Raw genomic sequence first — 23,774 nt, forward strand, 5'->3', positions numbered from 1 at the left:
CCGGATTTGTAATCGGACTGGAGATGGTCGAAGTGCGGGACGCGGCCACTCTCAATGGGTTGTACCAGGCTATTGACGAGGCAGCTGCGGCTCGGCGAGTAGGAGCCGCAGTGATCGGTGAGGGTGTTCCAAGCCCCCCCCCTTTGCGGATTGCTGCCGATCACGAATGGCAGCTTTTGGCCGAAAGCGGTCCTTTCTGATGGGTGTTTTTTTGGCCGAAGGGGGACGATAAAAAAGGCGGCGGAACATTATCAAACCACCGTGGGCCGCAACTCTTGCGCCAGTTCAATCAGTGCGCGCAATCGCGCCGGCACGAAGCGATGGCCCGAGTAGTAGAGCCTCAACCCGCCAAACGACGGGCACCATGACATCAACACCGGCACCAGGGCGCCGCTCGCCAGTTCTTCTTGGATGAACCACTCGGAAATGAAACCAATGCCAAGGCCCGACACCACGGCCTGTTTGATGGCCAGCAACTCGTTGGAGGCGAAGCGCACCGGCAGATCCATCTGCAGCTTTTGGCCATCGCGCTCCAATTCCCACTGGTAGAGGCCACCGTGGGCCATGCGCATGCAGATGCTCTGGTGGGTAAGCAGATCTCGCGGATGCTCGGGCACGCCGTGGCGTTCGAGGTACTCGGGCGTTGCTACCACGAGCATCCGGATGTCACCTGACAGTGGCACGGCAATCATGTCTTGCGGCACAGACTCCGCCAGGCGGATCCCGGCGTCGAAGCCACCGGCGATGATGTCGACCATGCTTGATTCGCTGACGATGTCGATGCGCACTTCGGGATAGCGCTGAGCGTACTGCTTCAATAGCGGATCCAACAGCAGGTAGGCCGCGCCATGCGGTGCATTGATGCGCAATGTGCCGCTGGGTTCATCGGGGCCGAGGCTGGCTTCTTCGCCGGCACTTTTGATCTGCGCCAATGCAGGGGCGATACGTGCCACATAGCGTTGCCCAATGTCGGTGAGGGCCACGCTGCGCGTGGAGCGATTGAACAGGCGCACTTTCAGGCGTGCTTCCAGGCCGGCCACCGCGCTGCTCACGGCGGTGGTGGACATGCCCAATTCCTGTGCCGCGCCGCGAAAACTGCTGCGGCGCGCCACGGCCAGAATCACTTCCAGCTCGGTCATTCCTGTTCTGTGCATGGATTGTCCTGAATATGCGGATGCTTCATAAGCCAAAAGGTGGCTTATCGGAATAATGAACCCTTCTTAGACTTCATCACAGAGGCTCGATTCAGGCGAGTCGTTTTTGAGCGAGGAGTCGCCATGCAACTCATTGAACATATCTACATCGACGGCGAGTTCGTCATTCCGCACGGTCAGGAATGGTTCGACCTTCATAACCCGAGCACCGAGGAAGTCATCGGTCAGGTTCGGCTGGGCGATGCATTGGACGCACAGCGTGCGATCGCAGCCGCCAAGGTTGCGTTCCCGGCGTGGGCTCGTACTAGCCGGGGGGAGCGCATTGCGGCACTGCAACGCATGCACCGGGCCATGGCGGCAAGGGAGGAGGAACTGTTGGAAGCCATCCTCGTGGAATACGGCGCGCCTGCGGTTCGCGGGCGCTGGATGGCGACTTATCCGGCCGATGTGATTGCGCAAGCAATCGATGCACTGGAGGCGTTCGATTTCGAGGAACAGGTCGGCGTGGCCAGGGTCATTCTGACGCCCGTGGGCGTGACCGGTCTGATCACACCCTGGAACAGCAATGCGGGCTTCATCTGCAACAAGCTGGCCACTGCGCTGGCGACAGGCTGCACCGCGGTCATCAAGCCCAGCGAGATGAGCGCGTTGCAGACGCAGGTCGTGGTCAGAGCGTTGCACGATGCGGGGCTGCCACCGGGTGTATTCAATGTCGTCAACGGACGGGGCGATGTGGTTGGCGAGGAGATCGCCCGTCATCCCGACGTTGCCAAGATCTCGTTCACGGGTTCGTCCGCTGTCGGTCAGCATCTGGTAAGAACCGGTGCCGACACCATGAAGCGCGTGACGCTCGAATTGGGCGGCAAGTCCCCCACCGTAGTGCTTGACGATGCTGATTTCCAAGCGGTCATGCCGTTGGTGCTGCAAGCCGGATTTCTCAACAGCGGCCAGGCTTGCATCGCGGGCACTCGCATCCTCGTGCCGCACAGCCGGCTGGCAGAGTTTGAGCGGATTGCGAAGGAGGGTGTCTCACAGATTCAATCGGGCGATCCACGCAGCGCCGACACCGACATCGGTCCGATGGTGAGCCAGAAACAATGGGAGCGGGTGCAGCGCTACATCCGTACCGGCCACGAAGAAGGCGCGAGGTTGCTGGCGGGTGGCGAAGGTCGCCCGGAAGGCTTGCATGCCGGATGGTTCGTTAAGCCCACGATCTTCACTGATGCCACCAACCGGATGCGCATCGCGCGTGAGGAAATTTTCGGCCCCGTGCTGACGATCATCCCCTACGAGGATGATGCCGATGCGATCAGCATTGCCAACGATACGGACTATGGGCTGAGCGCCCTGGTGCTGGGAAAAAGCTCCGAACGTTGTATGAACGTCGCCCGTCAGATCGATTCGGGACGCGTGCTCATCAACACCCTGGCCCACGAACCGCGTGCCCCCTTCGGTGGATTCAAGCATTCAGGCCTTGGGCGCGAAATGGGCAGGTGGGGGATGAGCGCGTATTTGGAGCCAAAGACGTTGATCAGCTATGACCCATTGAAATGACTGGTTCAGGTTCCTGTCTGGGAGCACTGGATGAGGAATGGCAGTTAGCGTCCGCTTTTGGCCGAAAGCAGCCTACTGCTCCACTCAAAATTCGTCTGTCGCATTAAATTTGGCAATTGAAATTGACGGGAGGAGGGCGGTCTGAAAAGTAGGGTCGCGGAAATGGCCGAAAAGATGCGGAAACGATCTATAAAGAGAAGAGCAAAACTCCTGAAAGCCAGAAACGACAAAGCCCTGAATAATCAGGGCTTTGTCGTATCAAATATGGCGGAGGCGATGGGATTCGAACTCATGGACCTGTTACAGTCGACGGTTTTCAAGACCGTTGCCTTAAACCACTCGGCCACACCTCCGTTGCGTTGCGGGCGCCATAATACCTGAATGAAACACACTGTCAAACTCTGTGCATGGCTTGTTACAGAGCGTCTGTTATGATCTTTGCGACTGAACGTTTCAAACCAACAGGAGTGTCGCCATGCGCGAACAGGATTACGCAGTTCACAACAGCGTGCAGGCTGAGCAGCTAGAGGTTAGCCGCGTCCTGCGCAACACTTACGGTCTACTGGCGCTCACCCTCGCATTCAGCGGTGTGATGGCGTTCGTGGCCCAGCAGATGCGGGTCGGCTACCCGAATATTTTCGTGGTGCTGATCGGTTTCTACGGGCTGTTCTTCCTCACCAACAAGCTTCGTGATTCCGCCTGGGGCCTGGTGTCGGCGTTTGCCCTGACCGGTTTCATGGGTTTCCTGCTCGGCCCGATCCTCAACCGTTACCTGGGCATGCAGGGCGGCGCTGAAGTGGTCAGCTCCGCGTTCGCGATGACCGCACTGGTGTTCGGTGGTCTGTCGGCTTACGTGCTGATCACCCGCAAGGACATGAGCTTCCTCGGTGGCTTCATCACCGCCGGTTTCTTCGTCCTGCTGGGCGCGACGCTGGCAAGCATGTTCTTCCAGATCAGCGGCCTGCAACTGGCTATCAGCGCAGGTTTCGTGCTGTTCTCCTCGGTTTGCATCCTGTTCCAGACCAGCGCCATCATCCACGGCGGCGAGCGCAACTACATCATGGCGACCATCAGCCTGTATGTATCGATCTACAACCTGTTCGTCAGCCTGTTGCAGATCTTCGGCATCATGAGCCGCGACGACTGATCGCTGCACTGCAATAAACAGAAAACCCGCGAAAGCGGGTTTTTTGTTGCCTGCGAAAAAGAGAGCAGCGATCAATTGATCACGATGCTGCCATCGGCCTGTTGCTTGTAGATCGTGTAGGGCAGCAGCAACGTATCGAGCACTCCCGACACGGCCGCGTCCACCAGCAGACCCGGCGTCGCGTTCTTGTAGTTGAACGCATCGACGTCATCCGGCTTTTCGGCGTGCAGCATGCAGAAGTCGTACGTCACGCCACTGTAGATGCGCGGTACAGCGCCGCAGTAGGATTTGTTCGCTTTCAACTGCTCCGTGGAATGCTTGTCACTGAACGCTACGGTCTGCACCGTCCCGCACCCAGCCAGCATCAACGCTGCCAGCATCGTTGCCTGAATTTTCATGCCGCCAATCCTTCGCCGGAAAAAACTCAATCTACGCCGCTCACGCCATCGGCGGCAATCGACGTTTTACCGGGGTCTTCTTGACGATCGCTGTATTGGTTTCTGCCAACGTATTCAACCGGTCGAGCAAGGTGTCCAGCTGTTCCATCGAGCGCACATGCAGGCGGGCGATAAAGCAGTCTTCGCCGGTGACCTTGTCGCACTCGGTGAACTCGGGAATCGACATGATCTGCCGCTCGACTTCCTGCAATTGCCCCGGCAATGGCCGCACCCGGACAATCGCCTGCAACTGATAACCGAAGCACTTCGGGTCAATCTCCACGGTGTAGCCCTTGAGCACACCGCGTTCTTCCAGGCGGCGCAAACGCTCGGCCACGCTCGGCGAAGACAACCCGCTGATCTGCGCCAGCGCCTTGAGCGAGCGCCGTGAATCCTCCATCAGTGCCCCGATCAGGATCTGGTCGATATCATCGGTCATACAAAAACTCCTCATTAGGCGAATAACGCAAATAACCCTCGATAAAAAAGGTAGAAATCGAGTTTAGCCTGCTTTTTGCGCTGGAGAAGCCCCGGTCACGCTTGGCATACTTTTGCCACACATTAAGGAGATTGATGATGGACAAAACAATCCGTCGCGGCTCATTTGAAATGACCGCCGCCATGCTGATATCCGGGACGATTGGCTGGTTCGTGCTGGTGTCCGGGCAACCGGTGCTGGACGTGGTGTTCTGGCGCTGCGTGTTCGGCGCCGGGACTTTGCTGCTGATCTGCGCCGCCTTCGGCTTTCTGCGCCCCGGCATTCTGACCCGCACCACCTTCCTGCTAGCGGTGCTCAGCGGGGTGGCAATCGTCGGCAACTGGGTGCTGCTGTTCGCCTCCTATTCACGGGCTTCGATTGCAATCGGCACGGCGGTGTACAACGTGCAGCCGTTCATGTTGGTGGGGTTGGCAGCGCTATTTCTAGGCGAGAAGATCACCCTGCATAAGCTGTTCTGGCTGGCGATTTCTTTCATGGGGATGCTGGCCATCGTCAGTGCCCACGGCGGGCAGGGCGAGGGCGGAAGTGATTACCTGATGGGGATCGCGCTGGCGCTGGGGGCGGCGTTTCTGTACGCCATAGCTGCGTTGATCATCAAGCGCCTGACCGGCACGCCGCCGCATCTGATTGCGCTGATCCAGGTCTGCACCGGCGTGCTGTTGCTCGCGCCATTCGCGCATTTTTCAGCAATGCCCGAGGCGCCAAGTGCCTGGGCCAGTCTGGTGACGCTGGGCATCGTCCACACCGGTCTGATGTACGTGCTGCTTTACGGTGCGATCCAGAAACTGCCGACTGCATTGACCGGCGCTCTGTCGTTTATCTACCCGATTGCGGCGATTTTCGTCGACTGGTTTGCCTTCGGTCATCAACTGCAAACCCTGCAATGGATCGGCGTGGCAGCGATCCTGTTGGCCGCTGCCGGCATGCAACAGGGTTGGGGATTGAAGGCGCGGCGCCTGGCCGCGCAGTAAATCTCAGATGTTCCAGCGCGGCGCAGTCTTCGCCAGGCGCTGGCGCATTTCGCCGATGTTGGCCGCCAGTTGCCGGGTCAGCAAACGGTAGCCGTCCAGCGGGCTGTAGACCGGCGTGTCGAGGCTGGCGTCCGGCAATTCCACCGGGCGTCCCAATCGACCGGACGCACCGGTTTTCAACGCTCGGGCCATGCCGATCAATTGCACGCGAATGTGCCGGTGTTCGGCCTTGAGCGCCGCTTGCAGGTGCGTCATGGCGTCGGGGTCGTTGGCGTCCGGGCGGATGTTGCCGAGGATTTCCAGGGTGCTGATGCACATGCGCAGGTTGCGCTGGATGGCGTCCAGTTCGGTCATCGAGACTTTGACTTCCTTGGACACCGACGGCATCAGCGAGCGCAGTTGCACCATCACCGCGTTCAGCCGGTTCATCAACTTCAAGTGTTCGTCGGCGGTCACCGGTTGGCCGCCGATAATCCGTCCGTACACCGTCGCGCAATCGCGCAGCGCATCGGCCAGGTTGTAGCGCCACGAGTACACCGCGTACAGCGGCAGGGCGAACGAGAAGGCCAGGGCCAGGGCGATACCGATCAGGATATCGACCCCGCGCCACAGCCCGTCGGTGATCGGGTTGTCGCCATGCCCGGCGACGATGAACACGGTGATGGCCGAGAGCAGGGCGGTGTAGCCGCCCTTGCCGATGGCATGATACGAGAAGAATCCGCACACCACCGCCATCGCAAAATAGGTCAGCCACGGCATGCCCAGCCACGCCTGTTGCGCCACGATCAACAAACCGACGCCGGCGCCGATCAAGGTGCCGGTGGCGCGTTCGGCGGCTTTCTTGCCGATGTTGCCGTGATGCTGCAAACCGCCGATCACCACCAGCATGGTCACCGACGCCCATTCGCCGTGGGGCAGTTTGATGCCGGTGGTCAGCAGGATTGTCGCCAGCAACCCCAACGCGACCCGCACCGCGTGAATCGTTCGAGCATGGCGATAACGTCGATACGGGTCTAGCAACGGCCGCAGGATCCGCCGCAACAGCGGCGGCCAGCGGTGGGGGCTGAAAGTGCTCAGCGCTGATTCCTCCTCAGAAGATGTAGTCGGTGGCGATGAAGTTCGAATCGCGCCCGCGAATGATTTCGCTGATCAGATCCTTGTTGGGTTCCTGGAACTTGGTCGCCACCAGGGTGCGGATCGAAAACACCCGCAGTGCATCGTGTACCGACAGCGTGCCTTCGGCGGAGTTCTTGCGACCGTTGAACGGGTAGGTGTCCGGGCCGCGCTGGCACTGGGCGTTGAGGTTGATCCGCCCGACCTGGTTGGCGAAGGTATCGACCAGTCGGCCGACCGCCACCGGGTTGGTGCCGAAGATGCTCAGTTGCTGGCCGAAGTCCGATTCCAGCACGTAATCGATCACGGTATCGAGGTGACGATACGGCACGATCGGCACCACAGGCCCGAACTGCTCTTCCTGATACACGCGCATCTGCGGCGTCACCGGGTACAGCACCGCCGGATAGAAGAACGATTCCCGCGACTCGCCACCATTCGGGTTGACCACCTGGGCGCCTTTGCTCTGCGCGTCAGCCACCAGCCCATGCAGATAATCGACCTTGCCCGACTCCGGCAGCGGCGTCAGCGAAACCCCGCTGTCCCACGGCATGCCTGGTTTGAGGCTGGCCAGTTTGGCGTTGAATTTCTCGATGAAGCTGTCCACCACATCTTCATGCACGAACAGAATCTTCAACGCGGTGCAGCGCTGGCCGTTGAACGACAGGGACCCGGTGACCGCTTCGCTGACCGCGTTATCCAGATCGACTTCCGGCAGGACGATGCCGGGGTTCTTCGCATCCAGCCCCAGCGCGGCGCGCAAGCGGTGTGGTTTCGGGTGCAGCTTCTTCAGGTCGCTGGCGGCCTTGTTGGTGCCGATGAAGGCGAAAATGTCGATCTTGCCGCTGGCCATCAGCGCGCTGACGGTCTCGCGGCCGCTGCCGTAGATCACGTTGATCACGCCGGTGGGGAAGCTGTCGCGGAAGGCTTCAAGCAAAGGACGGATCAGCAGCACGCCGAGCTTGGCTGGCTTGAACACCACGGTGTTGCCCATGATCAGTGCCGGAATCAGCGTGGTGAAGGTTTCGTTCAGCGGATAGTTGTAAGGGCCCATGCACAGCGCTACGCCGAGCGGTACGCGGCGGATCTGGCCGAGGGTGTCCTGTTCCAGCTCGAAACGGCTGGAGCGGCGGTCGAGTTCTTTCAGCGCATTGATGGTGTCGACGATGTAGTCGCAGGTGCGGTCGAACTCTTTTTCCGAGTCCTTGAGGTTCTTGCCGATTTCCCACATCAGTAGCTTCACCACGGCGTCGCGCTGCTGGCGCATGCGCCCGAGGAAGGCCTCGACGTGCTGGATGCGTTCGGCCACGCGCATGGTCGGCCACAGGCCCTGGCCCCGGTCGTAGGCGCGGACGGCGGCGTCGAGGGCGGTGAGGGCGGTGTCGGCGTCCAGCAGCGGCGTGCTGCCGAGGATCACTTGTTCATCGCCGTTGTCGCCATGCAGATAGACCGGGCTGCGCACGGTGGCGAGCGGGCCGTCCCAGCGGCGCAACTCGCCATCGACCAGGTATTCGCGTTGCTCGACCTGACCGTCGAGGCGGTATTTTTCCGGGATGTCGCTGACAGAAGGGAACAGGTTGCCAAGGATGTTTGCTGTGGTCATGTCGCTACCCCGTGTTGATGTCCGCATGCAGATCAAAAAGTCTCAACAGGTTATACGCCTGAATGCGCGGAAATTTAAACCCGCAAATGTCACGCGAATGTCACGCGAAACCGCACAGCAGAGCGGGCATCCACACATGATCGTTCCCACGCTCTGCGTGGAAATGCCTCAAGGGACGCTCCGCGTTCCAAGCGGACGCAGAGCGTCCAGGGCTGCATTCCCACGCGGAGCGTGGGAACGATCGTCTTCAGGTAATGGGCTGGCCCCGTTTGCCCCCCTCAATGTCCCGCAATGCCCTCAACCCGCCGACCCGCCTGCCTTAAGGTGTGACCACAACAATAAGCGAGGCCGTTATGCGGGCAATCCGACTCACATTATTACTGGCGTTGGCCATGACGCTGCCTGGCTGCGGCGAAGACCCCAAACCCCCGGCCAGCACCAACAACACCATTCCCAAAGACCCGGCGCTGGCGCAGATCTACGCCAACAGCTGCCAGCTCTGCCACGCCAACCCCGCCGCGAATGCGCCGCTGACCGGTGACCGCAAGGCCTGGGAACCGCGCATCCAGCAGGGCGCCGACACGCTGCTCGACCACGCAATCAATGGGTATAACGGCATGCCGCCGATGGGTCAGTGCGTCGAGTGCTCGGAAGAACAATTTCTTCAGTTGATCGGCTTCATGGCCGATCAGCCGCTCCCTCAATAAGGATCCTGGCATGCCGATAGATCTGACACGCCGGCAGTTGTTGCAACGGGCAAGCATCGTCGGCGCGTTCAGCGCGCTGGCCTGCAATCCGGCGCTGGGCCAGTTGATGCGCGCGCCGCGACTGATTCCCTGGCGCAACTGGTCGGGCGGGCAGAGTTGCCTTCCGGCGGCGCGGGTGGCGCCGAAGAATCTGGACGAATTGACGGCGGTGATTCAGCAGGCACCGGGCAAGATTCGCCCGGTCGGCTCGGCGCATTCCTTCAGCGCGCTGGTGCCCACCGACGGCACGTTACTGTCGCTGAGCTACTTCAACGGCCTGCTCGACCACGACCCGAAAACCCTGCAAGCCGAATTCGCCGCCGGCACGCCGATGTCGCGCATGGGCACGCCGCTCAAGGACATCGGCCAGGCCCTGCAAAACATGGCCGACATCGATTACCAGACCCTCGCCGGGGCCATTTCCACCTCGACCCACGGCACCGGCAAAACCTTCCAATCCTATTCCGCACACGTCTGCGGGATGCAACTGGTGACTGCCAGTGGCGAGGTGCTGGACTGCGACAGCCAGCGTCATCCCGAAGTATTCAACGCCGCCCGGGTATCCCTCGGCGCGTTGGGCGTGGCCACCAAAATCCGTCTGCAAAACCGCCCGGCCTATCGCCTGCGGGAAACCCAGTGGATCGCCAAAACCGAAGAACTGCTCGAAGACCTGGACAAGAACACGAGCGAAAACCAGCACTGGGAAATGCTCGTCGTCACCCATTCCGACTACGCCTTGTCGATTGCCCTTAACGAAACCACCGACCCGCCCACGCCGCCGATCCCGCCTGAAGAGGAGGGCGGCAACGAATTTGTGACCCTGATCGAGAAGATCGACAAGTACGGCAGCGATTTCCCGAACTTGCGCAGTTCGCTGCTCAACAGCCTGCGGCATCTGGCGAGTTTCGATGATCGGGTCGGCGACTCGTTCGACATCTACGCCAACGTGCGCACCGTGCGTTTCAACGAGATGGAATATTCGGTGCCCGCCGAACACGGCCCGGCCTGCCTGCGGGAGATTCTCAAGCTGATCCGCGACAAGGACCTGCGCACCTGGTTTCCCATCGAGTATCGCTACGTGAAGGCCGACGACATTCCGCTGAGCATGTTCGAAGGTCGCGACAGCTGTTCGATCTCGGTCCACCAGCATTACCAGATGGACCACCACAACTTCTTCGCCGCCGTCGAGCCGATCTTCTGGAAGTACAACGGCCGCCCGCACTGGGGCAAGTTGCACACGCTCAATGCCCGCACGCTGCAAACGCTCTATCCGCGCTGGCAGGAATTCATTCAGGTACGCCAGGCCCTGGACCCGAGCGGCAAGTTTCTCAACGGGCATCTGTCGTCGATTCTGGGGGTGAGCTGATGGCGGTCAATCGACGTAATTTCGTGCTCGGGACGTTGGGTGTCGGCGCTTTGCTGGTGGGCGTTGGCGCATGGCTGCGGCCGGGAGATCGCGGCGGGCCTTACAGCGAATACTTCCGGGCGCTGAACAATGAACTCAAGACCAAAGGCCCGATGCGCCCGGTGTTGCTGATCGATCTTGATCGACTCGACCACAACATCGACGTGGTGATGCGCTCGGTCAAACGCGCGGGCAAGCAGTTGCGGTTGGTGGAGAAGTCATTGCCATCGCCGGGCCTGCTCAGCTACATCGGCCAAAGGGCAGGGACGCAGCGACTGATGTCGTTTCATCAGCCGTTTCTCAATCACGATGCACAGGTTTACCCGCAGTCCGACATTCTGCTCGGCAAGCCGTTGCCGGTGCGCTCCGCCGAGATTTTCTACCAGACCCACAAAGGCCCGTTCGACCCGACGAAGCAACTGCAATGGCTGATCGACAACCCCGAACGCTTGCAGCAATACCTCGCACTGGCCCAGGGCTTGGGCACGCGGATGCGGATCAACATCGAGCTGGATGTCGGCCTGCACCGGGGCGGCGTCAGCGATTTGAACGTGCTCGGGCAGATGCTCGCGCTGATCGCCGCCAACCCGCAGCACCTGGAGTTCGCCGGCTTCATGGGTTACGACCCGTTCGTGGGCATGGGCGTGCCGGGGATTCTCGGTTCGCCCGAGGAACTGTTCGCCAAGGTGATGGTGATTTATCAGCGCTGCGTCGATTTCACCCGACAGCAATACCCGGCGCTGTGGCATGACGGCTTGTGCCTGAATACGGCCGGCAGCCCGAGTTATCGCATGCATGAAAACGAAAGCCTGAGCAGTGAAGTGTCGGTGGGGACGGCGATGCTCAAGCCGACTCATTACGACTTGCCGTCGCTGGTCGAGCACGAGCCGGCTGCATACATTGCAACGCCGGTATTGAAAAGCACCGGGGCGGTGAACATTCCGGCGCTAGATGACAAGTCGAGGCTGTTTTCGTGGTGGGACACCAACCAGCGGCAGACCTTTTTCATCTACGGCGGTAACTGGATGGCCGAATTCGAATCACCGCCCGGATTGCAGAGCAATGGCGTTTACGGGCGCAGTTCGAATCAGGAAATGGTCAATGGCTCGAATGCCGTTGGGCTGACGGTGGAGGATCAGGTGTTCTTGCGCCCGACCCAGACCGAAGCCGTCCTCCTGCAATTCGGCGACTTGCTGGCGGTGCGTGGCGGCAAGATCGTCGACATTTGGCCCGTCTACACCTGACGGAATGTTTTTCTGAAAACACCCCATAACCCTGTGGGAGCGGGCTTGCCAGCGATGACGGTGTGTCAGCCAAGTAAATGTTGCTGACCTGACCCCATCGCTGGCAAGCCAGCTCCCACAGTATTTGTGCTGTCTGCAATTCCCCGATCAATTTCTGTAATGAAGCTTTTATGACAAAAGTTCGGTAGCACATCGCCAGTCCGGTCATGCCTATGTAACGCGCTTGAGGGGCCCTTTGGGCGCTTTTCACAAGCCGAGGCGGGACGCCGGGAGTGAGGCAATGGGGACTATGGAACGCTACTCGAAAGTGGGCATGCAGGAACTCGATCAACGCCTGTCGAAGATCGTCGAAGCCGCGCGCAAGAAGCCGGTTTCGGTGTATCGCTACGGCGCGCCGTGGGTCTGGATCGTGTCGCAGGATGACTGGCAGGGCGCCTTGAAAGAGGTCTCCAGCTACATTCCGCCGGGGCATTCGCTGGTGCTGCTGCGCCCGCAGATCGATGACTTGCTCGATGCCCACCGCGATCTCCTGCACGACCTCAATGCCCGGCCCGGCATGCTGATCGCCCCGCAGACGGTCATGCACATCCTGCTGCTGCAACTGCTGTATTCGGTGCCCAGCGAGCAGCAACTCTACGAACAGCTCAATTACAACCTGCTGTTCCGCTGGTTCGTTGGCCTGGGCCTGAACCAGAAAGTCTGGAGCTTCAACGTCCTCAGTCGCGACATCGCCACGCTGCTCAACGAGCCGCGTGCGGTGCAGCTCATCCAGAAAATCATCGGTGAAGTGTTCTGCGGCGCGCTGCTGCAAATGCCCGAGTTCTCGCTGAACTTCGCGCTGCTGCACACCTGGCTGGGCAAGCACACCGGGGCCAGCACTTCAGCAATCAAGAACGCCAGTAACTGACGCACACGCAAGGCGCATGAGCGCCAACAGGTCATCGCGAATTTCAGGGGGTAGTGTGGATCAGATTTTCACGTCACGGCTGGCGCTGTGGGGCTGGCTGCTGGTGACGGCCGGCGCGCAGCCGGCGTTCGCCGATGAGGCCGAGAACGCAGCGGCGCAGCGTCTGGTGGACGTCAACGAATACTTCGTGCGCGGCAACACCGTGCTCGATGCGCGGGCGATCGAAGAAGCGGTGTACCCGTTCCTCGGCCCGCAAAAAGCCTTGAGCGACATCGAAGGCGCGCGGGATGCCTTGCAGAAGGCCTATCAGGAACGTGGCTATCAATCGGTGTTCGTCGAACTGCCGGAGCAGGCGGTGGCCGACGGCATCGTCTACCTGCAAGTCAGCGAAACCAAGGTCGGCCGGGTCCGTGTGGTCGGCGCCAAACACTATTCGCCGCTGGACATTCGCGACAACGTCCCGGCGCTGAAGGAAGGCGAGGTGCCGGACTTCGCCAAGGTCCAGGGCGAACTGGCGCAACTCAACAAGACCCCGGGCCGGCAGGTGATGCCGCTGGTGCGCGAAGGCCAGCGCCCCGGCACCATGGACGTGGACCTGCAGGTCGAAGACCAGAACCCGTGGACCGCCAGCGTCGGGCTGAACAACGACTACAGCGCCGACACCGAAAAACTGCGCACCGTCACCAGCCTCGGCTACAACAATCTTTGGCAGTTGGGGCACAGCGTCAACCTGACGTTCTTCACCGCACCGCAAGAGACCGACAACGCCAAGGTCTGGTCCGGCTCGTACACCGCGCCATTGACCGAGCGCTGGAGTGTGCAGTTCTCCGGTTACCAGTCCGACAGTAACGTCGCCACCATCGGCGGCAGCAACGTGCTCGGCAAGGGCCATTCCTACGGCGTAGCGGCGATCTACACGATCCCGTCCAGCGGCAACTGGTCGAACTCGCTGTCGGCGGGCATCGACTTCAAGGACTTCGACGAACGCCTGACCCTGTCCGGCGAGAGCGACAAGGTGCCGCTGAAATACGCGCCGTTCACCTTTGCCTACAACGGCTACCGCTACAGCGAAAAGAGCCAGCTCGGCCTCGGCCTGAGCCTGGTCGCGGCCACTCGCAGCATCTTCGGCTACGGCAGTTCCGACGAAGACTTCGACTACAAACGCTACCGCGCCAACCCGAGTTTCGCCGTGCTCAAGGGCGATACCAACTTTACCTGGACCTTCGACAGCGACTGGCAGAGCGCGAGTAAAGCCGCGTTCCAGCTGGCGTCGGGGCCGCTGGTTTCCAACGAACAATTCTCCGCCGGTGGCGCCACTTCGGTACGCGGTTATCTGGCTGCCGAACGCACCGCCGATGACGGCTTCCTGTTGAGCGAAGAGCTGCGCACACCGTCGCTGGCCAAATACGTCGGCGGCTGGATGCAGGACTGGCGCTTCTATGCCTTCGCCGAAGGCGCGCAACTCTACCTGCGCGACGAACTGCCGGACCAGGACGCCAATTACGCCCTGGCCAGTGTCGGCCTCGGCACCCGCGCCAGCCTGAGCAAATGGCTGTCCGGCAGCCTCGACTGGGGCTATCCGCTACTCGAAGGGCCGAACACCTCGAAACAGGAATCGCGCCTGCACTTCAACCTTCAGGCCACTTTCTAACAAGGAGCACTTCCATGCAGCGCCTTTTCCTTTCGTTGTTGATCTGCCTGGGCTTCGTGCTCCCGGCCACGGCTCAGGCCTGGTGGCAGGACGACTGGCATTACCGCAAACAGATCGCCGTCGACACCACGCCGCAAGGCGCCGCGATCAATCAGGCCCTCGGTCGTACCGCGCTGCTGGTGCGCCTGCACACCGGCAACTTCACGTTTGATGGCGTAAAAGAGGACGGCTCGGACCTGCGCTTCGTCGCCGCCGATGACAAGACCGTGCTCAACCACCAGATCGAAAGCTTCGACGCGCTGATGGGCATGGCGCTGATCTGGGTTGATGTGCCGAATGTCGAGGGCGGTCAGCGTCAGGACATCTGGATGTACTACGGCAACCAGAAGGCGCCGGCCACCGGCAATGGCCAACTGACGTTCGATCCGAATTACACCGCGCTCTATCACTTCGACGGCGCTACTGGCACCCCGGCGAAAGACACCACCGCTTACGGCAACACCGCGCAGAGCGCGACCGGCGCCGCCATCGACGGCGTAGTAGGGCGTGCCTTGCAGTTCAGCGGCCAGCCGCTGCTGTTGCCGGCCAGTCCGTCGCTGCAGCACAACGCTGGCAGCGCTTTCACCTTCAGTGCCTGGCTGCGTCTGGATCAGGCCAATGGCGAGCAACTGATCCTGGCCCGCCGCGAAGGCTCCAACAGCCTGCTGGTTGGTGTGAATCAGGGCGTGCCATTTGTGGAAATCGATGGCCAGCGCGCCGTCGCTACGCAGCCACTGAATCCGGGCCAATGGCAGCACGTCGCACTGACCGCTGAAGGCGCGAAAGTGACGCTGTACATCAACGGTCGCGAAGGCGCGGCACTGGCTCAGGCGATGCCGGCCTTCAATTCGGTCATGGCCATCGGCGCCGATCTTCATGAAGGTCCTTTCCAGCCGTTCGTAGGCGCCATTGACGAGTTGCGGCTGTCGAAAGTCGCCCGCCCGGCGCCGCTGCTTTTGGCCGACGCCACTTCCCAGGGTGCCGAGTCGAAACTGGTCGCCTATGGCGTCGATGAAGAACAGTCCGGCTTCGGTTTCGGCAGCCTCGGCTTCCTGCTCAACGCGGTGCCGGTGGATGCCTGGGTGATCATCGCGGTGCTGGTGCTGATGATGTTCCAGTCGTGGATCATCATGCTGCGCAAGAATCGCACCCTCAGCCGTGTCACCGCCGCCAACGAAGACTTCCGCGTGCAATTCGCCAAGGTCGGCACCCGCCTGGAAATGTTCGCCGACGACACACAACTCGCCCAGCGTTTGCAGCACTCGCCGCTGTGGCGCCTGTATCAAGTGGCGGTGAAAGAAATCCGCACCCGCCGCGAGCAGGGCGCCGATACCTCGTCCGTTTCCGCCGCAACCATCGAAGCCATCCGCTGCTCGATGGACGGCGTGCGCACCCGTGAAAACCAGCAGCTCAGCTCGAAACTTTCGACCCTGTCCAACGCCATCGCCGGCGGCCCGTACATCGGCCTGCTCGGCACGGTGCTGGGGATCATGGTGGTGTTCCTCGGTACGGCCATGGCCGGCGACGTCAACATCAACGCCATCGCGCCGGGTATGGCGGCAGCCCTGCTGGCCACGGCCATGGGCCTGTTCGTCGCGATCCCGGCGCTGTTTGGCTACAACCGCCTGATCACCCGCAACAAGGAAGTCAGCGCCGACATGCGCGTGTTCGTCGACGAGTTCATCACTCGTCTGGCGGAGATGCATGGCGAAGGCCAGTCCAGTGAAGCGGCGCATCAGCGCGGTCATCACGCCAACCACTCCGTACCGGCCTGAGGAGCACTGACATGGCGTCCGTAAATGCCTCCCACGACGATGACGAAGATGCCGCAGTGGACAGCATCAACATCACGCCACTGGTGGACGTGCTGATGGTGGTGCTGGTGATGTTCATCCTCACCGCTACTGCGCAGGTCTCCGGGATCCAGATCAACCTGCCCAAGGCCAGCGCCGCCGTGTCGCTGTCGGAGGCCAAGACCAAGGCGATTTCGGTCAACGACGGCGGCCAGGTGTTCCTTGACGCCTACCCGGTGACCTTGCCGGAGCTGGAAGAACGCCTGCGCATCGAGAAAGCGCAGAACCCGGACTTCCCGGTGATTGTGCGCGGCGACGCCACGGTGCAGTACCAGAAGGTCATCGAAGTGCTGGATCTGCTGCGCCGGCTCGAACTGTCCCAGGTCGGTCTCGTTACCGGCAAACCGACGCAGGGCTGAGTGATGACTGCACAACTGCCAATCGAGCCTTTGCCGGTGAAGAAGTCGCCACTGCGTTACGTGAAGTGGGGCGCCGGGCTGCTGTTGAGCGCCGTCGTGGCATTCCTGTTGTGGCAGTGGGCCAACGACATGAGCGGCATCCGCCGGGAAGCGCCGAAGGTGCCGACGATCATCCCGTTGCCGCCACCTCCACCTCCGCCGCCGGAAAAACCGCCGGAGCCGGAAACCCCGGTCGAGGAAAAAATCGTCGAGCCCGAGCCAGCGCCCGAGCCGCAAGAGGTCAAGCCCGAGGAAGAAGCACCGCCATCGCCGGCCGACGACCTGGCCAACCCGATGCAGATTGACGGTGACGCCCAGAGCGGCAGCGACGCCTTCAACATCGGCGCGGGCAAGGGCGGCGGCATGGCGGGTTCCGGCGGTGGGCGACTGGGCAACGGCACCTACAGCCAGTTCCTCGCGTTCACCTTCCAGAAGCTGCTGCGCGAGAACCCCGACCTGCGCAACCTGGCGTTTTCGCTGCAGGCCGATGTGTGGCTGAGCAGCGTCGGGGAGATCACCCGGGTCGAGCTGATCAAGTCCAGCGGCAACCCCGAGATTGACAGTCAGGTGCTGGCCGCCTTGCGTAACGCGCCCCACCTGAGCGAACGGCCACCGGCCTCCTTCACCTTGCCTGTGCGCATGTCCCTGCAAGGGCGGCGTCCGGGTTAACCGAATTCATAAAGCTGTATGAAAAGGAGTTGTGTGCAGATGATTTCCAACGTGAATCGATTGTCCCTGGCGATCGGCATGGTCATCGCGACCCTGGTCGGTCAGGCCGCGGCAGCGCCTGCGCCCTCGGAGAACGCCACGATCAATCTGATCCGCTTGCTGGTCGAGCAGGGCATTCTGAAACAGGACAAGGCCGACGCACTGATCGCCCAGGCCCAGAACGAAGCGGCCCAGGCCAAACAGGCTGCGGCGTCTACCGCTGTGGCCGCCGGGCCGGTCGCCGCGCCGGGCGATGTGCGGGTGCAATACGTGCCAGCCGCGGTGCGCGACCAGATCCGTGATCAGGTCAAGGCCGAGGTCATGGCCACCGCCAAGCAGGAAAACTGGGCGGCGCCCAATACATTCCCGGACTGGGCGTCGCGCATCAGCTTCGACGGCGACATTCGCCTGCGTGACGAATCGCGCTACTACTCGGGCAGCAACAGCAACGAAATCGTCGACTTCGCCAAGCTCAACAACAATGGCCCGTACGACGTGAACCCCAACAGCAGCACCGCGTTGCCGCCGTTGCTCAACACCCGCGAAGACCGCGAAAACCTGTTCCGCCTGCGCGCCCGGCTGGGCATGAAAGCGGTGATCTCGCCGGAATGGACCGCCGGCATCCGCATCGGCACCGGCTCGGACAACAACCCGGTGTCGACCACCCAGAACCTCGGCGGCGGCTTCTCGAAAAAGGACATCTGGCTCGATCAGGGTTACCTGACCTGGAAGCCGTCGGATGAACTGACCCTGACCGGTGGCCGCTTCGCCAATCCGTTCATGTCCACCGACATGCTGTATTCCAACGACCTGAACTTCGACGGCGTGGCGGCGATTTTCGACCACAAGCTCAGCCGCGACTGGGGCGTATTCGGCACCGTCGGCGCGTTCCCGGTGGACTACACCAACGACGCCACCACCAGCAACGGCTTCGACAAGGAAGAAAGCGACAACAAATGGCTGTACGGTGCGCAGATCGGCGCCAAATGGGCGATCAACAGCAACAATCGCTTGAAAGGTGCGCTGGCCTACTACCGCTTCGACGACATCGAAGGCCAGCGCTCGAGCCCTTGCGAACCGTGGGCTGGCGCACCGGGCTGCGACAGCGACGGCACGCGCGCGGCCTTCATGCAGAAGGGCAACAGCGTGTTCCTGCTGCGTGACATCACGCCGAACCCGCTCAACCCGACCACCACGGCGCAACCGCAATTTGTCGGCCTGGCGTCCGAGTTCAACCTGCTCGACCTCAACGTGGTGTGGGACGCCGACCTGCCGGAAGACTTCAAACTGCGCAGCCAGGGCAACTACATCCACAACCTCGGTTACGACGAAGGCGACATGCGCAAGCGTGCGGCGGGGCAGATCGTCAACAACCTCGACAGCAACGGCAACATCGAAAGCGGCGCCAATGCGTGGATGGTCCAGTTCACTCTCGGCAATGCGCTGGAGCTGAAGAAGCAGGGCGACTGGAACCTGTTCGCCGGCTACAAGTACATCCAGCCGGATGCCCTGCCGGACGGCTTCAACGACTCGTCGTTCCACCTCGGCGGCACCAACGCCAAGGGCTACTTCCTGGGCGGCAATTACGGTCTGGCGAAGAACGTCTACGCCACCGGCCGCTGGCTGAGTTCGGAGGCGGTGTATGGCGCGCCGTTCGACATCGACGTCATGCAGCTTGAGATCAACACGCGCTTCTAAGCGCCGGGAGAGGGTTATGAAAATCCGCTTTTTATGGCTTGGACTCGGGATGTTGATCGCCACCGGGGCGAGCGCCGAAGGCATGGAAGAACGCCTGCGCACGCAATTGCGCAGCACCACCCAACAGCTGCAAACCCTGCAAAGCCAACAGGCCCAGGCCAGCGCCGCGCAACTGGCGGCGCAGAACGAAGCCAAGGCTGCGCAGGCACAAATCAAGCAATTGACCGCCGAACTGGCCAAGGCCAAAGGCCTCGCCGAACAACTGGCCGGGCAGCAGCAAAGCCTGCACAGCCAGGCCCAGGCGCAAGTCGCGGCCAGCAACGAGCAGACCGGCAAATTCAAGAAAGCCTATGACGAGTTGTTGGTCATGGCCCGTGCCAAAGAGGCAGAACGGTCTAAGCTTCAAGCGCAATTGGCTGAACGTGACACACAAGTGCAGCAATGTTCGGTCAAGAATCAGCAGATGTACGGCGTGGCCAAGCAGATTCTCACCGCCTACGAAAACATCGATGTGGCCGAGGTGATGAAGATCCGCCAGCCCTTCGCCGGCAGCGCCCGGGTCAAGTTCGATGAACTGGCTCAGGGCTTTGGCGACGAACTGTACAAGACTCAATTCGATGCGCCGCAAGCCGCGATCGCGCACTGATTAAAAGACTCATGGACAAGGAAGAAGTAATGACTCAATTGATCTCCCACGTATCCCCGCAATCCCTGACCGACGTACTGCAAGCCGCCGGTTACCGCGTCAACCAGACCGAACAGAACGGCATCGTCCAGTTGCTCAGCGCCAGCCAGGGCATCGGTTATGCCGTGCGTTTCGGCAACCCGGCGGTGGCGGAGCAGGGCAGCTACGTCGACTTCACCTTCAGCTGCGCCTTGCGCGTGCAGGGTGAATTGCCGGCCGGTGTGGCCGAGCAGTGGAACGCGACCCGCCGGTTTGCCCGGTTGTCGTTGCAGGGCGAGTTTCTGGTGATGGAAATGGACGTGGTGGTAGCGGCCGGCGTCAGCAATGACCACCTGCGCGGCAACCTGGAATTGTGGGATCGCCTGCTTCAGGAGTTCATCGTTTACCTGCGTGATTTCACCCAAAGCGCTGCCGTTGCCCAGGCACCAAAAGTTGAGCAAGAGGAAGTCGCGCTGTGACAAAACCTGCCATGGTAATCAGCGCCGCTGCGGTGGCGCTGTTGGTGGTGGCCGTGGCGCTGGTGGTGCGGCCGGGCAATGACCCGGTCGCCGCCCAGCAACCGGCGCCGGTGATTGCGGCGAACAATGAACCGGCAGTAGCCAGATTAGGCAAGCAGCAGGTTTCGCCGGAGGAATTGCAGGCGTTGCTGGCGGCTGTTCCACCGCAAACCCGCGAGCAACTGCGCGGTAATCGTGAGGCGCTCGAGCGCTGGATTCGTTCACGTCTGGCCGAAAAAGCCGTGCTGGAACAGGCCGATGCCCAAGGCTGGGCGCAGCGCCCGGACGTGGTGCGGCAGACCCGCGCCGCCACCGAACAGATCGTGTTTCGCGACTATTTGCAGTCGGTGAGCCAGGTGCCGGCGGATTACCCGAGCGCTGCCGAGTTGCAGCAGGCGTATGACGCGGGCAAGGCCAATTGGCAGACGCCCGCGCTGTATCGGGTCAGCCAGATTTTCCTTGGGGTGAATGAGCCACAGAATCTTGAGGTGGTGCGCAAACAGGCGACGGAGTTGAGCAAGAAAGCCCAGTCGAGCCCGGCGGACTTTGCAGCGCTGGCCAAGGAGTTTTCTCAGGATCGCCTCACGGCCGAACGCGGGGGCGACACCGGCCTGCAACCGTTGCAGCAACTGGTGCCGGAAGTACGTGGCGCCGTGGCACGACTCAAGGTTGGTGCGGTCTCCGATCCCGTTCAAAGCAGCGCCGGTTTTCACGTGATCAAACTCACCGAACAACAACCGGCCCGCACCGCGACCCTCGACGAGTTGCGCGATCAACTGACCCAGGCCTTGCGGGCACAGCGTCAGGAACAGATCGCCCAGGCCTATCTGGACGGCATGCTCAATACCGCGACGCTGAGTATCGACGGGGCCGAGCTCAATAAGGTGCTGGAGAGCAAACCTTAAGCGCTGCACACCAAAACAAAGATCGACAGGGAGTCATCGATGTCATTCACCGAACCCGCAGCACGACAGAGCAGCGCCGATTTTCGCTGGCCCCGGGACAAGGACGAACCCTGGCTGGCGCAAGCGGCGACGCTCGACGGCGACGTCGCCCAATACTTTCTGGTCAGCGCCCGTTGCGGCTGCTTCATGCAGGCGGCTCGCAGCCTCAACGTGCGCTCGACCCTGCTGCGCAAACAACTGGCGCAGCTCGAACAGCAACTGCAATGCGCGTTGTTCAGCTTTCAGGGCAGCGCCCTCAGCCTGACCCGCGAAGGCCAGCAATTGCAGGCGCAACTGGTTGCCCTGGCCCACGAACGCAAACTACCGGTGATCGAGCAACCCCTGATCAGGCTGGCCGTCGCCGAATCGATCCTGCACGACATCCTAGGCCGCGACCTCATTGCACTGCTGCGCCGCAACGCCAGCGTGCGCCTCGAGATCATCGCCCTCGACAGCGAACTGGCCCTGCGCGCCGTCAGCGCCGACATCGTGCTGTGGCTGGCCCACGGCGACACCCCGCACCCCGGCCCGACCTTCGCCACCAGCGAACCGCAACGCCTTGCACAACTGGAATATCAGCCGCACATCGCCAAACGTTACTCCCGCGTCACCGCACGCCCGGAAAGTCCGGATGACCTCGCCGATTTCATGCTGGTGCAATGGCAGCACGATCGGCAGATCGACAGCTTTCGGCCGTGGAATGAGCTGGTTGAACAACGGCTGGCTGGGGTGGTGCAGATGCAATCCTATGAGCTGATGCTGGAGATGATTCGTTGCAGCGCGTGCATTGGGTTGTTGCCGATGTACATGAGCCGGTTTGATCGCGGGTTGGTGGCGTTGCCGGGGTTGTTTGAGGAGGCGATGCGGTTGCAGGCTTGGTTGGCGGTGAATAGCGAGTCGGAGATGGTGGGGGAGGTGCAGGTGCTGGTTGAGTTGATCAGGCGCACTTTCAGCGAGCGGGGGGAGTGGTTTGAATAGCTGAATAGAGAAGGACGGATTATTCGCTTAAATAAATCTGAGAATCATCTGGCCGGCCTCCCCACCTCACGGAGGTGGCGCAAAATTCAAGGTGCGAACTTAGTCTTTTGCGTAGGAGGCCGTGATGAAATTCTGTGGCATAGACCTGCATTCGAACAACAGTGTTGTGGTGGTTACCGACGAAACGGATCGAGTACTGGTCAGTCGACGTTGCCCCAACCAGCTAACGCCAATCCTTTCGCTGCTCGAGCCTCACCGTGCTGAATTGGTTGGCGTCGTGGTTGAGTCCACCTACAACTGGTATTGGTTGGTCGATGGCCTCAAGGCAGCGGGCTTTGAGGTGAAGCTGGCCCATCCCGTGGCGATGAAACGCTACGACGGTTTGAAGCATTCTGACGACAAGGATGATGCGACTTTCCTGGCTCATTTGCTGCGACTCGGGATTTTACCGACCGGATATATCCATCCGCCGCAAGAACGTGCGCTGCGAGATTTGGCACGCAAACGTATTCAACTGGTACGCAGCCGGACTCAGCACATTCTGTCCGTCGAGAACATCATGGCGCGCCAGTTTGGCCAGCGGTTGAGCTGCAATGAAGTCAAAGGGCTGTCAGCCACATCCGTCGACAGGCTGGGCCTGCCGACGGATGTGGCTCTGGCAATGAAAGCGAATGTCGCCATTGTTCAGGCATTGCAGATCCAGATTGATTTTCTTGAAGAGCGATTACTGCACGAAGCCTATTTGCGCCCGGAGTTTTCTTTGTTGAAAACGATGCCCGGAATTGGCGAAGTGCTGGCCACGGTCATCATGCTGGAAACCGGAAATATTGAGCGCTTTGCCGACGTAGGCCACTTCGCCTCTTACGCTCGCTGCGTAAAAAGTGCGCATTACTCCAACGGCAAAAAGAAAGGTGAAGGCAACGCCAAGAACGGCAACGCTTATTTGATCTGGGCTTATATCGAAGCGGCTAATTTCGCCCGGCGCTTCAGCGAGGATGCCAAACGCTTTTTCGAGAAGAAGAAAGCCAAGACCAATGCCGTGGTCGCTACCAAGGCACTGGCACACAAGCTGGCGCGAGCGAGTTATCACATCCTGAAGGAGAAACAGCCTTTTGATGCCAGACGCTGTTTCGCCTGAGGGACGAATGAGGTGATGGTTGGCCAACCAAAAAGGGACTGGGCTCGAACCACTAAATCTGAGTGGCGACCGACCATCACCGCCTGAGTGTGTTGTAACCGGGTCGTCTGCCAGGTGAGCCAGCTGGGACTGGACGTGTGTTTTGCACGAGCCACAGTTCTGTGACACGTTTTGGACGCATTGGCAGCACCAACGTTTCTCTGGGGCAGTTAACTGCCAGGGCGGTGCAGGTTGTATCGCTACCGCTTGATCCAAATGGGTGTCTGGCACGACTCGTTCGTAGCCAATGAAGAGGAAACGGGTTCGACGGGTTCAACCGATCAGGTTGAGTGGGAGAGCAAACCCTACAGTTGAAAACTGCAGGGCGCGGTGGCTTTTAACCTTGACTTGAGACCGGCTAATGGG

The 23,774-nt window shown here is 60.9% G+C and carries 22 protein-coding genes and 1 tRNA gene; 17 read left to right on the forward strand and 6 right to left on the reverse strand.

Going from position 1 to position 23,774, the window contains the following annotated elements:
- Positions 1-251: 251 nt before the first annotated feature.
- Positions 252-1,154, reverse strand: a complete 903-nt coding sequence (locus GQX66_RS01240; RefSeq protein ID WP_240865340.1) for a LysR family transcriptional regulator — start codon at positions 1,152-1,154, stop codon at positions 252-254.
- Between the two features lie 123 nt (positions 1,155-1,277).
- Here GQX66_RS01240 and GQX66_RS01245 point away from each other — a divergent pair, with 123 nt between their 5' ends.
- On the forward strand, positions 1,278-2,708 hold the full coding sequence (locus GQX66_RS01245) for an aldehyde dehydrogenase family protein (protein ID WP_102687719.1): 1,431 nt from the start codon (positions 1,278-1,280) through the stop codon (positions 2,706-2,708).
- A 265-nt stretch (positions 2,709-2,973) separates the two neighbouring features.
- Here GQX66_RS01245 and GQX66_RS01250 read toward each other — a convergent pair.
- Positions 2,974-3,061: transfer RNA gene (locus GQX66_RS01250), tRNA-Ser, on the reverse strand.
- Between the two features lie 122 nt (positions 3,062-3,183).
- Here GQX66_RS01250 and GQX66_RS01255 point away from each other — a divergent pair.
- A complete protein-coding gene (locus tag GQX66_RS01255; RefSeq protein ID WP_007955123.1) occupies positions 3,184-3,855 on the forward strand; it encodes a Bax inhibitor-1/YccA family protein in 672 nt (223 codons plus the stop codon).
- A 71-nt stretch (positions 3,856-3,926) separates the two neighbouring features.
- Here the strand turns inward: GQX66_RS01255 and GQX66_RS01260 are convergent, their stop codons facing one another.
- On the reverse strand, positions 3,927-4,253 hold the full coding sequence (locus GQX66_RS01260) for a YceK/YidQ family lipoprotein (protein ID WP_102687648.1): 327 nt from the start codon (positions 4,251-4,253) through the stop codon (positions 3,927-3,929).
- A gap of 40 nt (positions 4,254-4,293) precedes the next feature.
- On the reverse strand, positions 4,294-4,731 hold the full coding sequence (locus GQX66_RS01265) for an Lrp/AsnC family transcriptional regulator (protein WP_007955121.1): 438 nt from the start codon (positions 4,729-4,731) through the stop codon (positions 4,294-4,296).
- A 137-nt stretch (positions 4,732-4,868) separates the two neighbouring features.
- On the opposite strand from GQX66_RS01265, the gene GQX66_RS01270 reads away from it, so the two are divergent.
- Entirely contained in the window at positions 4,869-5,762 is an 894-nt protein-coding gene (locus GQX66_RS01270) for a DMT family transporter (RefSeq protein WP_240865347.1), read from the forward strand.
- A gap of 3 nt (positions 5,763-5,765) precedes the next feature.
- Here the strand turns inward: GQX66_RS01270 and GQX66_RS01275 are convergent, their stop codons facing one another.
- Both GQX66_RS01275 and GQX66_RS01280 read right to left on the reverse strand, forming a co-directional pair.
- Positions 5,766-6,803, reverse strand: a complete 1,038-nt coding sequence (locus GQX66_RS01275) for an FUSC family protein (protein WP_240865376.1) — start codon at positions 6,801-6,803, stop codon at positions 5,766-5,768.
- Between the two features lie 49 nt (positions 6,804-6,852).
- Positions 6,853-8,478, reverse strand: coding sequence for an NADP-dependent glyceraldehyde-3-phosphate dehydrogenase (locus GQX66_RS01280; protein ID WP_074690886.1), 1,626 nt, complete (start codon positions 8,476-8,478; stop codon positions 6,853-6,855).
- 353 nt (positions 8,479-8,831) lie between these two features.
- Between GQX66_RS01280 and GQX66_RS01285 the strand changes: the two genes are divergently transcribed.
- The 14 genes from GQX66_RS01285 to GQX66_RS01350 all read left to right on the forward strand — a co-directional run bounded on the left by GQX66_RS01285 (position 8,832) and on the right by GQX66_RS01350 (position 23,369).
- Positions 8,832-9,185, forward strand: coding sequence for a c-type cytochrome (locus tag GQX66_RS01285; protein ID WP_102687644.1), 354 nt, complete (start codon positions 8,832-8,834; stop codon positions 9,183-9,185).
- A 76-nt stretch (positions 9,186-9,261) separates the two neighbouring features.
- A complete protein-coding gene (locus tag GQX66_RS01290; protein ID WP_240865449.1) occupies positions 9,262-10,590 on the forward strand; it encodes a D-arabinono-1,4-lactone oxidase in 1,329 nt (442 codons plus the stop codon).
- A gap of 74 nt (positions 10,591-10,664) precedes the next feature.
- Positions 10,665-11,873, forward strand: coding sequence for a DSD1 family PLP-dependent enzyme (locus GQX66_RS01295; protein ID WP_240865450.1), 1,209 nt, complete (start codon positions 10,665-10,667; stop codon positions 11,871-11,873).
- Between the two features lie 280 nt (positions 11,874-12,153).
- Entirely contained in the window at positions 12,154-12,780 is a 627-nt protein-coding gene (locus tag GQX66_RS01300) for a transposase (RefSeq protein WP_085747274.1), read from the forward strand.
- A gap of 55 nt (positions 12,781-12,835) precedes the next feature.
- The gene (locus GQX66_RS01305) at positions 12,836-14,431 is read left to right on the forward strand and encodes a ShlB/FhaC/HecB family hemolysin secretion/activation protein (protein ID WP_102687641.1); all 1,596 of its coding nucleotides are present in this window, start codon (positions 12,836-12,838) and stop codon (positions 14,429-14,431) included.
- A 14-nt stretch (positions 14,432-14,445) separates the two neighbouring features.
- Positions 14,446-16,245: a MotA/TolQ/ExbB proton channel family protein gene (locus GQX66_RS01310; RefSeq protein WP_240865378.1), complete on the forward strand. Its 1,800-nt coding sequence runs from the start codon at positions 14,446-14,448 to the stop codon at positions 16,243-16,245.
- 11 nt (positions 16,246-16,256) lie between these two features.
- Complete coding sequence (locus tag GQX66_RS01315; RefSeq protein WP_007955109.1) at positions 16,257-16,682, forward strand: biopolymer transporter ExbD; 426 nt, start codon at positions 16,257-16,259, stop codon at positions 16,680-16,682.
- Between the two features lie 3 nt (positions 16,683-16,685).
- Positions 16,686-17,390, forward strand: a complete 705-nt coding sequence (locus GQX66_RS01320; protein ID WP_240865380.1) for an energy transducer TonB — start codon at positions 16,686-16,688, stop codon at positions 17,388-17,390.
- A gap of 39 nt (positions 17,391-17,429) precedes the next feature.
- On the forward strand, positions 17,430-19,127 hold the full coding sequence (locus tag GQX66_RS01325; protein ID WP_240865394.1) for a putative porin: 1,698 nt from the start codon (positions 17,430-17,432) through the stop codon (positions 19,125-19,127).
- 16 nt (positions 19,128-19,143) lie between these two features.
- A complete protein-coding gene (locus GQX66_RS01330) occupies positions 19,144-19,773 on the forward strand; it encodes a DNA repair protein (RefSeq protein ID WP_085747269.1) in 630 nt (209 codons plus the stop codon).
- A 29-nt stretch (positions 19,774-19,802) separates the two neighbouring features.
- On the forward strand, positions 19,803-20,270 hold the full coding sequence (locus tag GQX66_RS01335) for a YbjN domain-containing protein (RefSeq protein ID WP_085683839.1): 468 nt from the start codon (positions 19,803-19,805) through the stop codon (positions 20,268-20,270).
- A complete protein-coding gene (locus GQX66_RS01340) occupies positions 20,267-21,214 on the forward strand; it encodes a peptidylprolyl isomerase (RefSeq protein ID WP_240865402.1) in 948 nt (315 codons plus the stop codon). The genes GQX66_RS01335 and GQX66_RS01340 overlap by 4 nt, the downstream gene beginning before the upstream one ends.
- A 39-nt stretch (positions 21,215-21,253) precedes the next feature.
- A complete protein-coding gene (locus GQX66_RS01345; RefSeq protein ID WP_240865411.1) occupies positions 21,254-22,231 on the forward strand; it encodes a LysR family transcriptional regulator in 978 nt (325 codons plus the stop codon).
- A gap of 124 nt (positions 22,232-22,355) precedes the next feature.
- Positions 22,356-23,369, forward strand: coding sequence for an IS110 family transposase (locus GQX66_RS01350; protein ID WP_240865414.1), 1,014 nt, complete (start codon positions 22,356-22,358; stop codon positions 23,367-23,369).
- The last annotated feature ends 405 nt before the right edge of the window (positions 23,370-23,774 follow it).

The sequence above is a fragment of the Pseudomonas sp. B707 genome (genome assembly GCF_022496685.1).
Classification (GTDB): Bacteria; Pseudomonadota; Gammaproteobacteria; order Pseudomonadales; family Pseudomonadaceae; genus Aquipseudomonas; species Aquipseudomonas paraglycinae.

What these genes read in the sequence shown, in the direction of transcription:
- GQX66_RS01240 (WP_240865340.1), bottom strand. Translation starts at nt 1,154, where the DNA reads ATGCACAGAACAGGAATGACCGAGCTGGAAGTGATTCTGGCCGTGGCG.
- GQX66_RS01245 (WP_102687719.1), top strand. Translation starts at nt 1,278, where the DNA reads ATGCAACTCATTGAACATATCTACATCGACGGCGAGTTCGTCATTCCG.
- GQX66_RS01255 (WP_007955123.1), top strand. Translation starts at nt 3,184, where the DNA reads ATGCGCGAACAGGATTACGCAGTTCACAACAGCGTGCAGGCTGAGCAG.
- GQX66_RS01260 (WP_102687648.1), bottom strand. Translation starts at nt 4,253, where the DNA reads ATGAAAATTCAGGCAACGATGCTGGCAGCGTTGATGCTGGCTGGGTGC.
- GQX66_RS01265 (WP_007955121.1), bottom strand. Translation starts at nt 4,731, where the DNA reads ATGACCGATGATATCGACCAGATCCTGATCGGGGCACTGATGGAGGAT.
- GQX66_RS01270 (WP_240865347.1), top strand. Translation starts at nt 4,869, where the DNA reads ATGGACAAAACAATCCGTCGCGGCTCATTTGAAATGACCGCCGCCATG.
- GQX66_RS01280 (WP_074690886.1), bottom strand. Translation starts at nt 8,478, where the DNA reads ATGACCACAGCAAACATCCTTGGCAACCTGTTCCCTTCTGTCAGCGAC.
- GQX66_RS01285 (WP_102687644.1), top strand. Translation starts at nt 8,832, where the DNA reads ATGCGGGCAATCCGACTCACATTATTACTGGCGTTGGCCATGACGCTG.
- GQX66_RS01300 (WP_085747274.1), top strand. Translation starts at nt 12,154, where the DNA reads ATGGGGACTATGGAACGCTACTCGAAAGTGGGCATGCAGGAACTCGAT.
- GQX66_RS01310 (WP_240865378.1), top strand. Translation starts at nt 14,446, where the DNA reads ATGCAGCGCCTTTTCCTTTCGTTGTTGATCTGCCTGGGCTTCGTGCTC.
- GQX66_RS01315 (WP_007955109.1), top strand. Translation starts at nt 16,257, where the DNA reads ATGGCGTCCGTAAATGCCTCCCACGACGATGACGAAGATGCCGCAGTG.
- GQX66_RS01320 (WP_240865380.1), top strand. Translation starts at nt 16,686, where the DNA reads ATGACTGCACAACTGCCAATCGAGCCTTTGCCGGTGAAGAAGTCGCCA.
- GQX66_RS01325 (WP_240865394.1), top strand. Translation starts at nt 17,430, where the DNA reads ATGATTTCCAACGTGAATCGATTGTCCCTGGCGATCGGCATGGTCATC.
- GQX66_RS01330 (WP_085747269.1), top strand. Translation starts at nt 19,144, where the DNA reads ATGAAAATCCGCTTTTTATGGCTTGGACTCGGGATGTTGATCGCCACC.
- GQX66_RS01335 (WP_085683839.1), top strand. Translation starts at nt 19,803, where the DNA reads ATGACTCAATTGATCTCCCACGTATCCCCGCAATCCCTGACCGACGTA.
- GQX66_RS01345 (WP_240865411.1), top strand. Translation starts at nt 21,254, where the DNA reads ATGTCATTCACCGAACCCGCAGCACGACAGAGCAGCGCCGATTTTCGC.
- GQX66_RS01350 (WP_240865414.1), top strand. Translation starts at nt 22,356, where the DNA reads ATGAAATTCTGTGGCATAGACCTGCATTCGAACAACAGTGTTGTGGTG.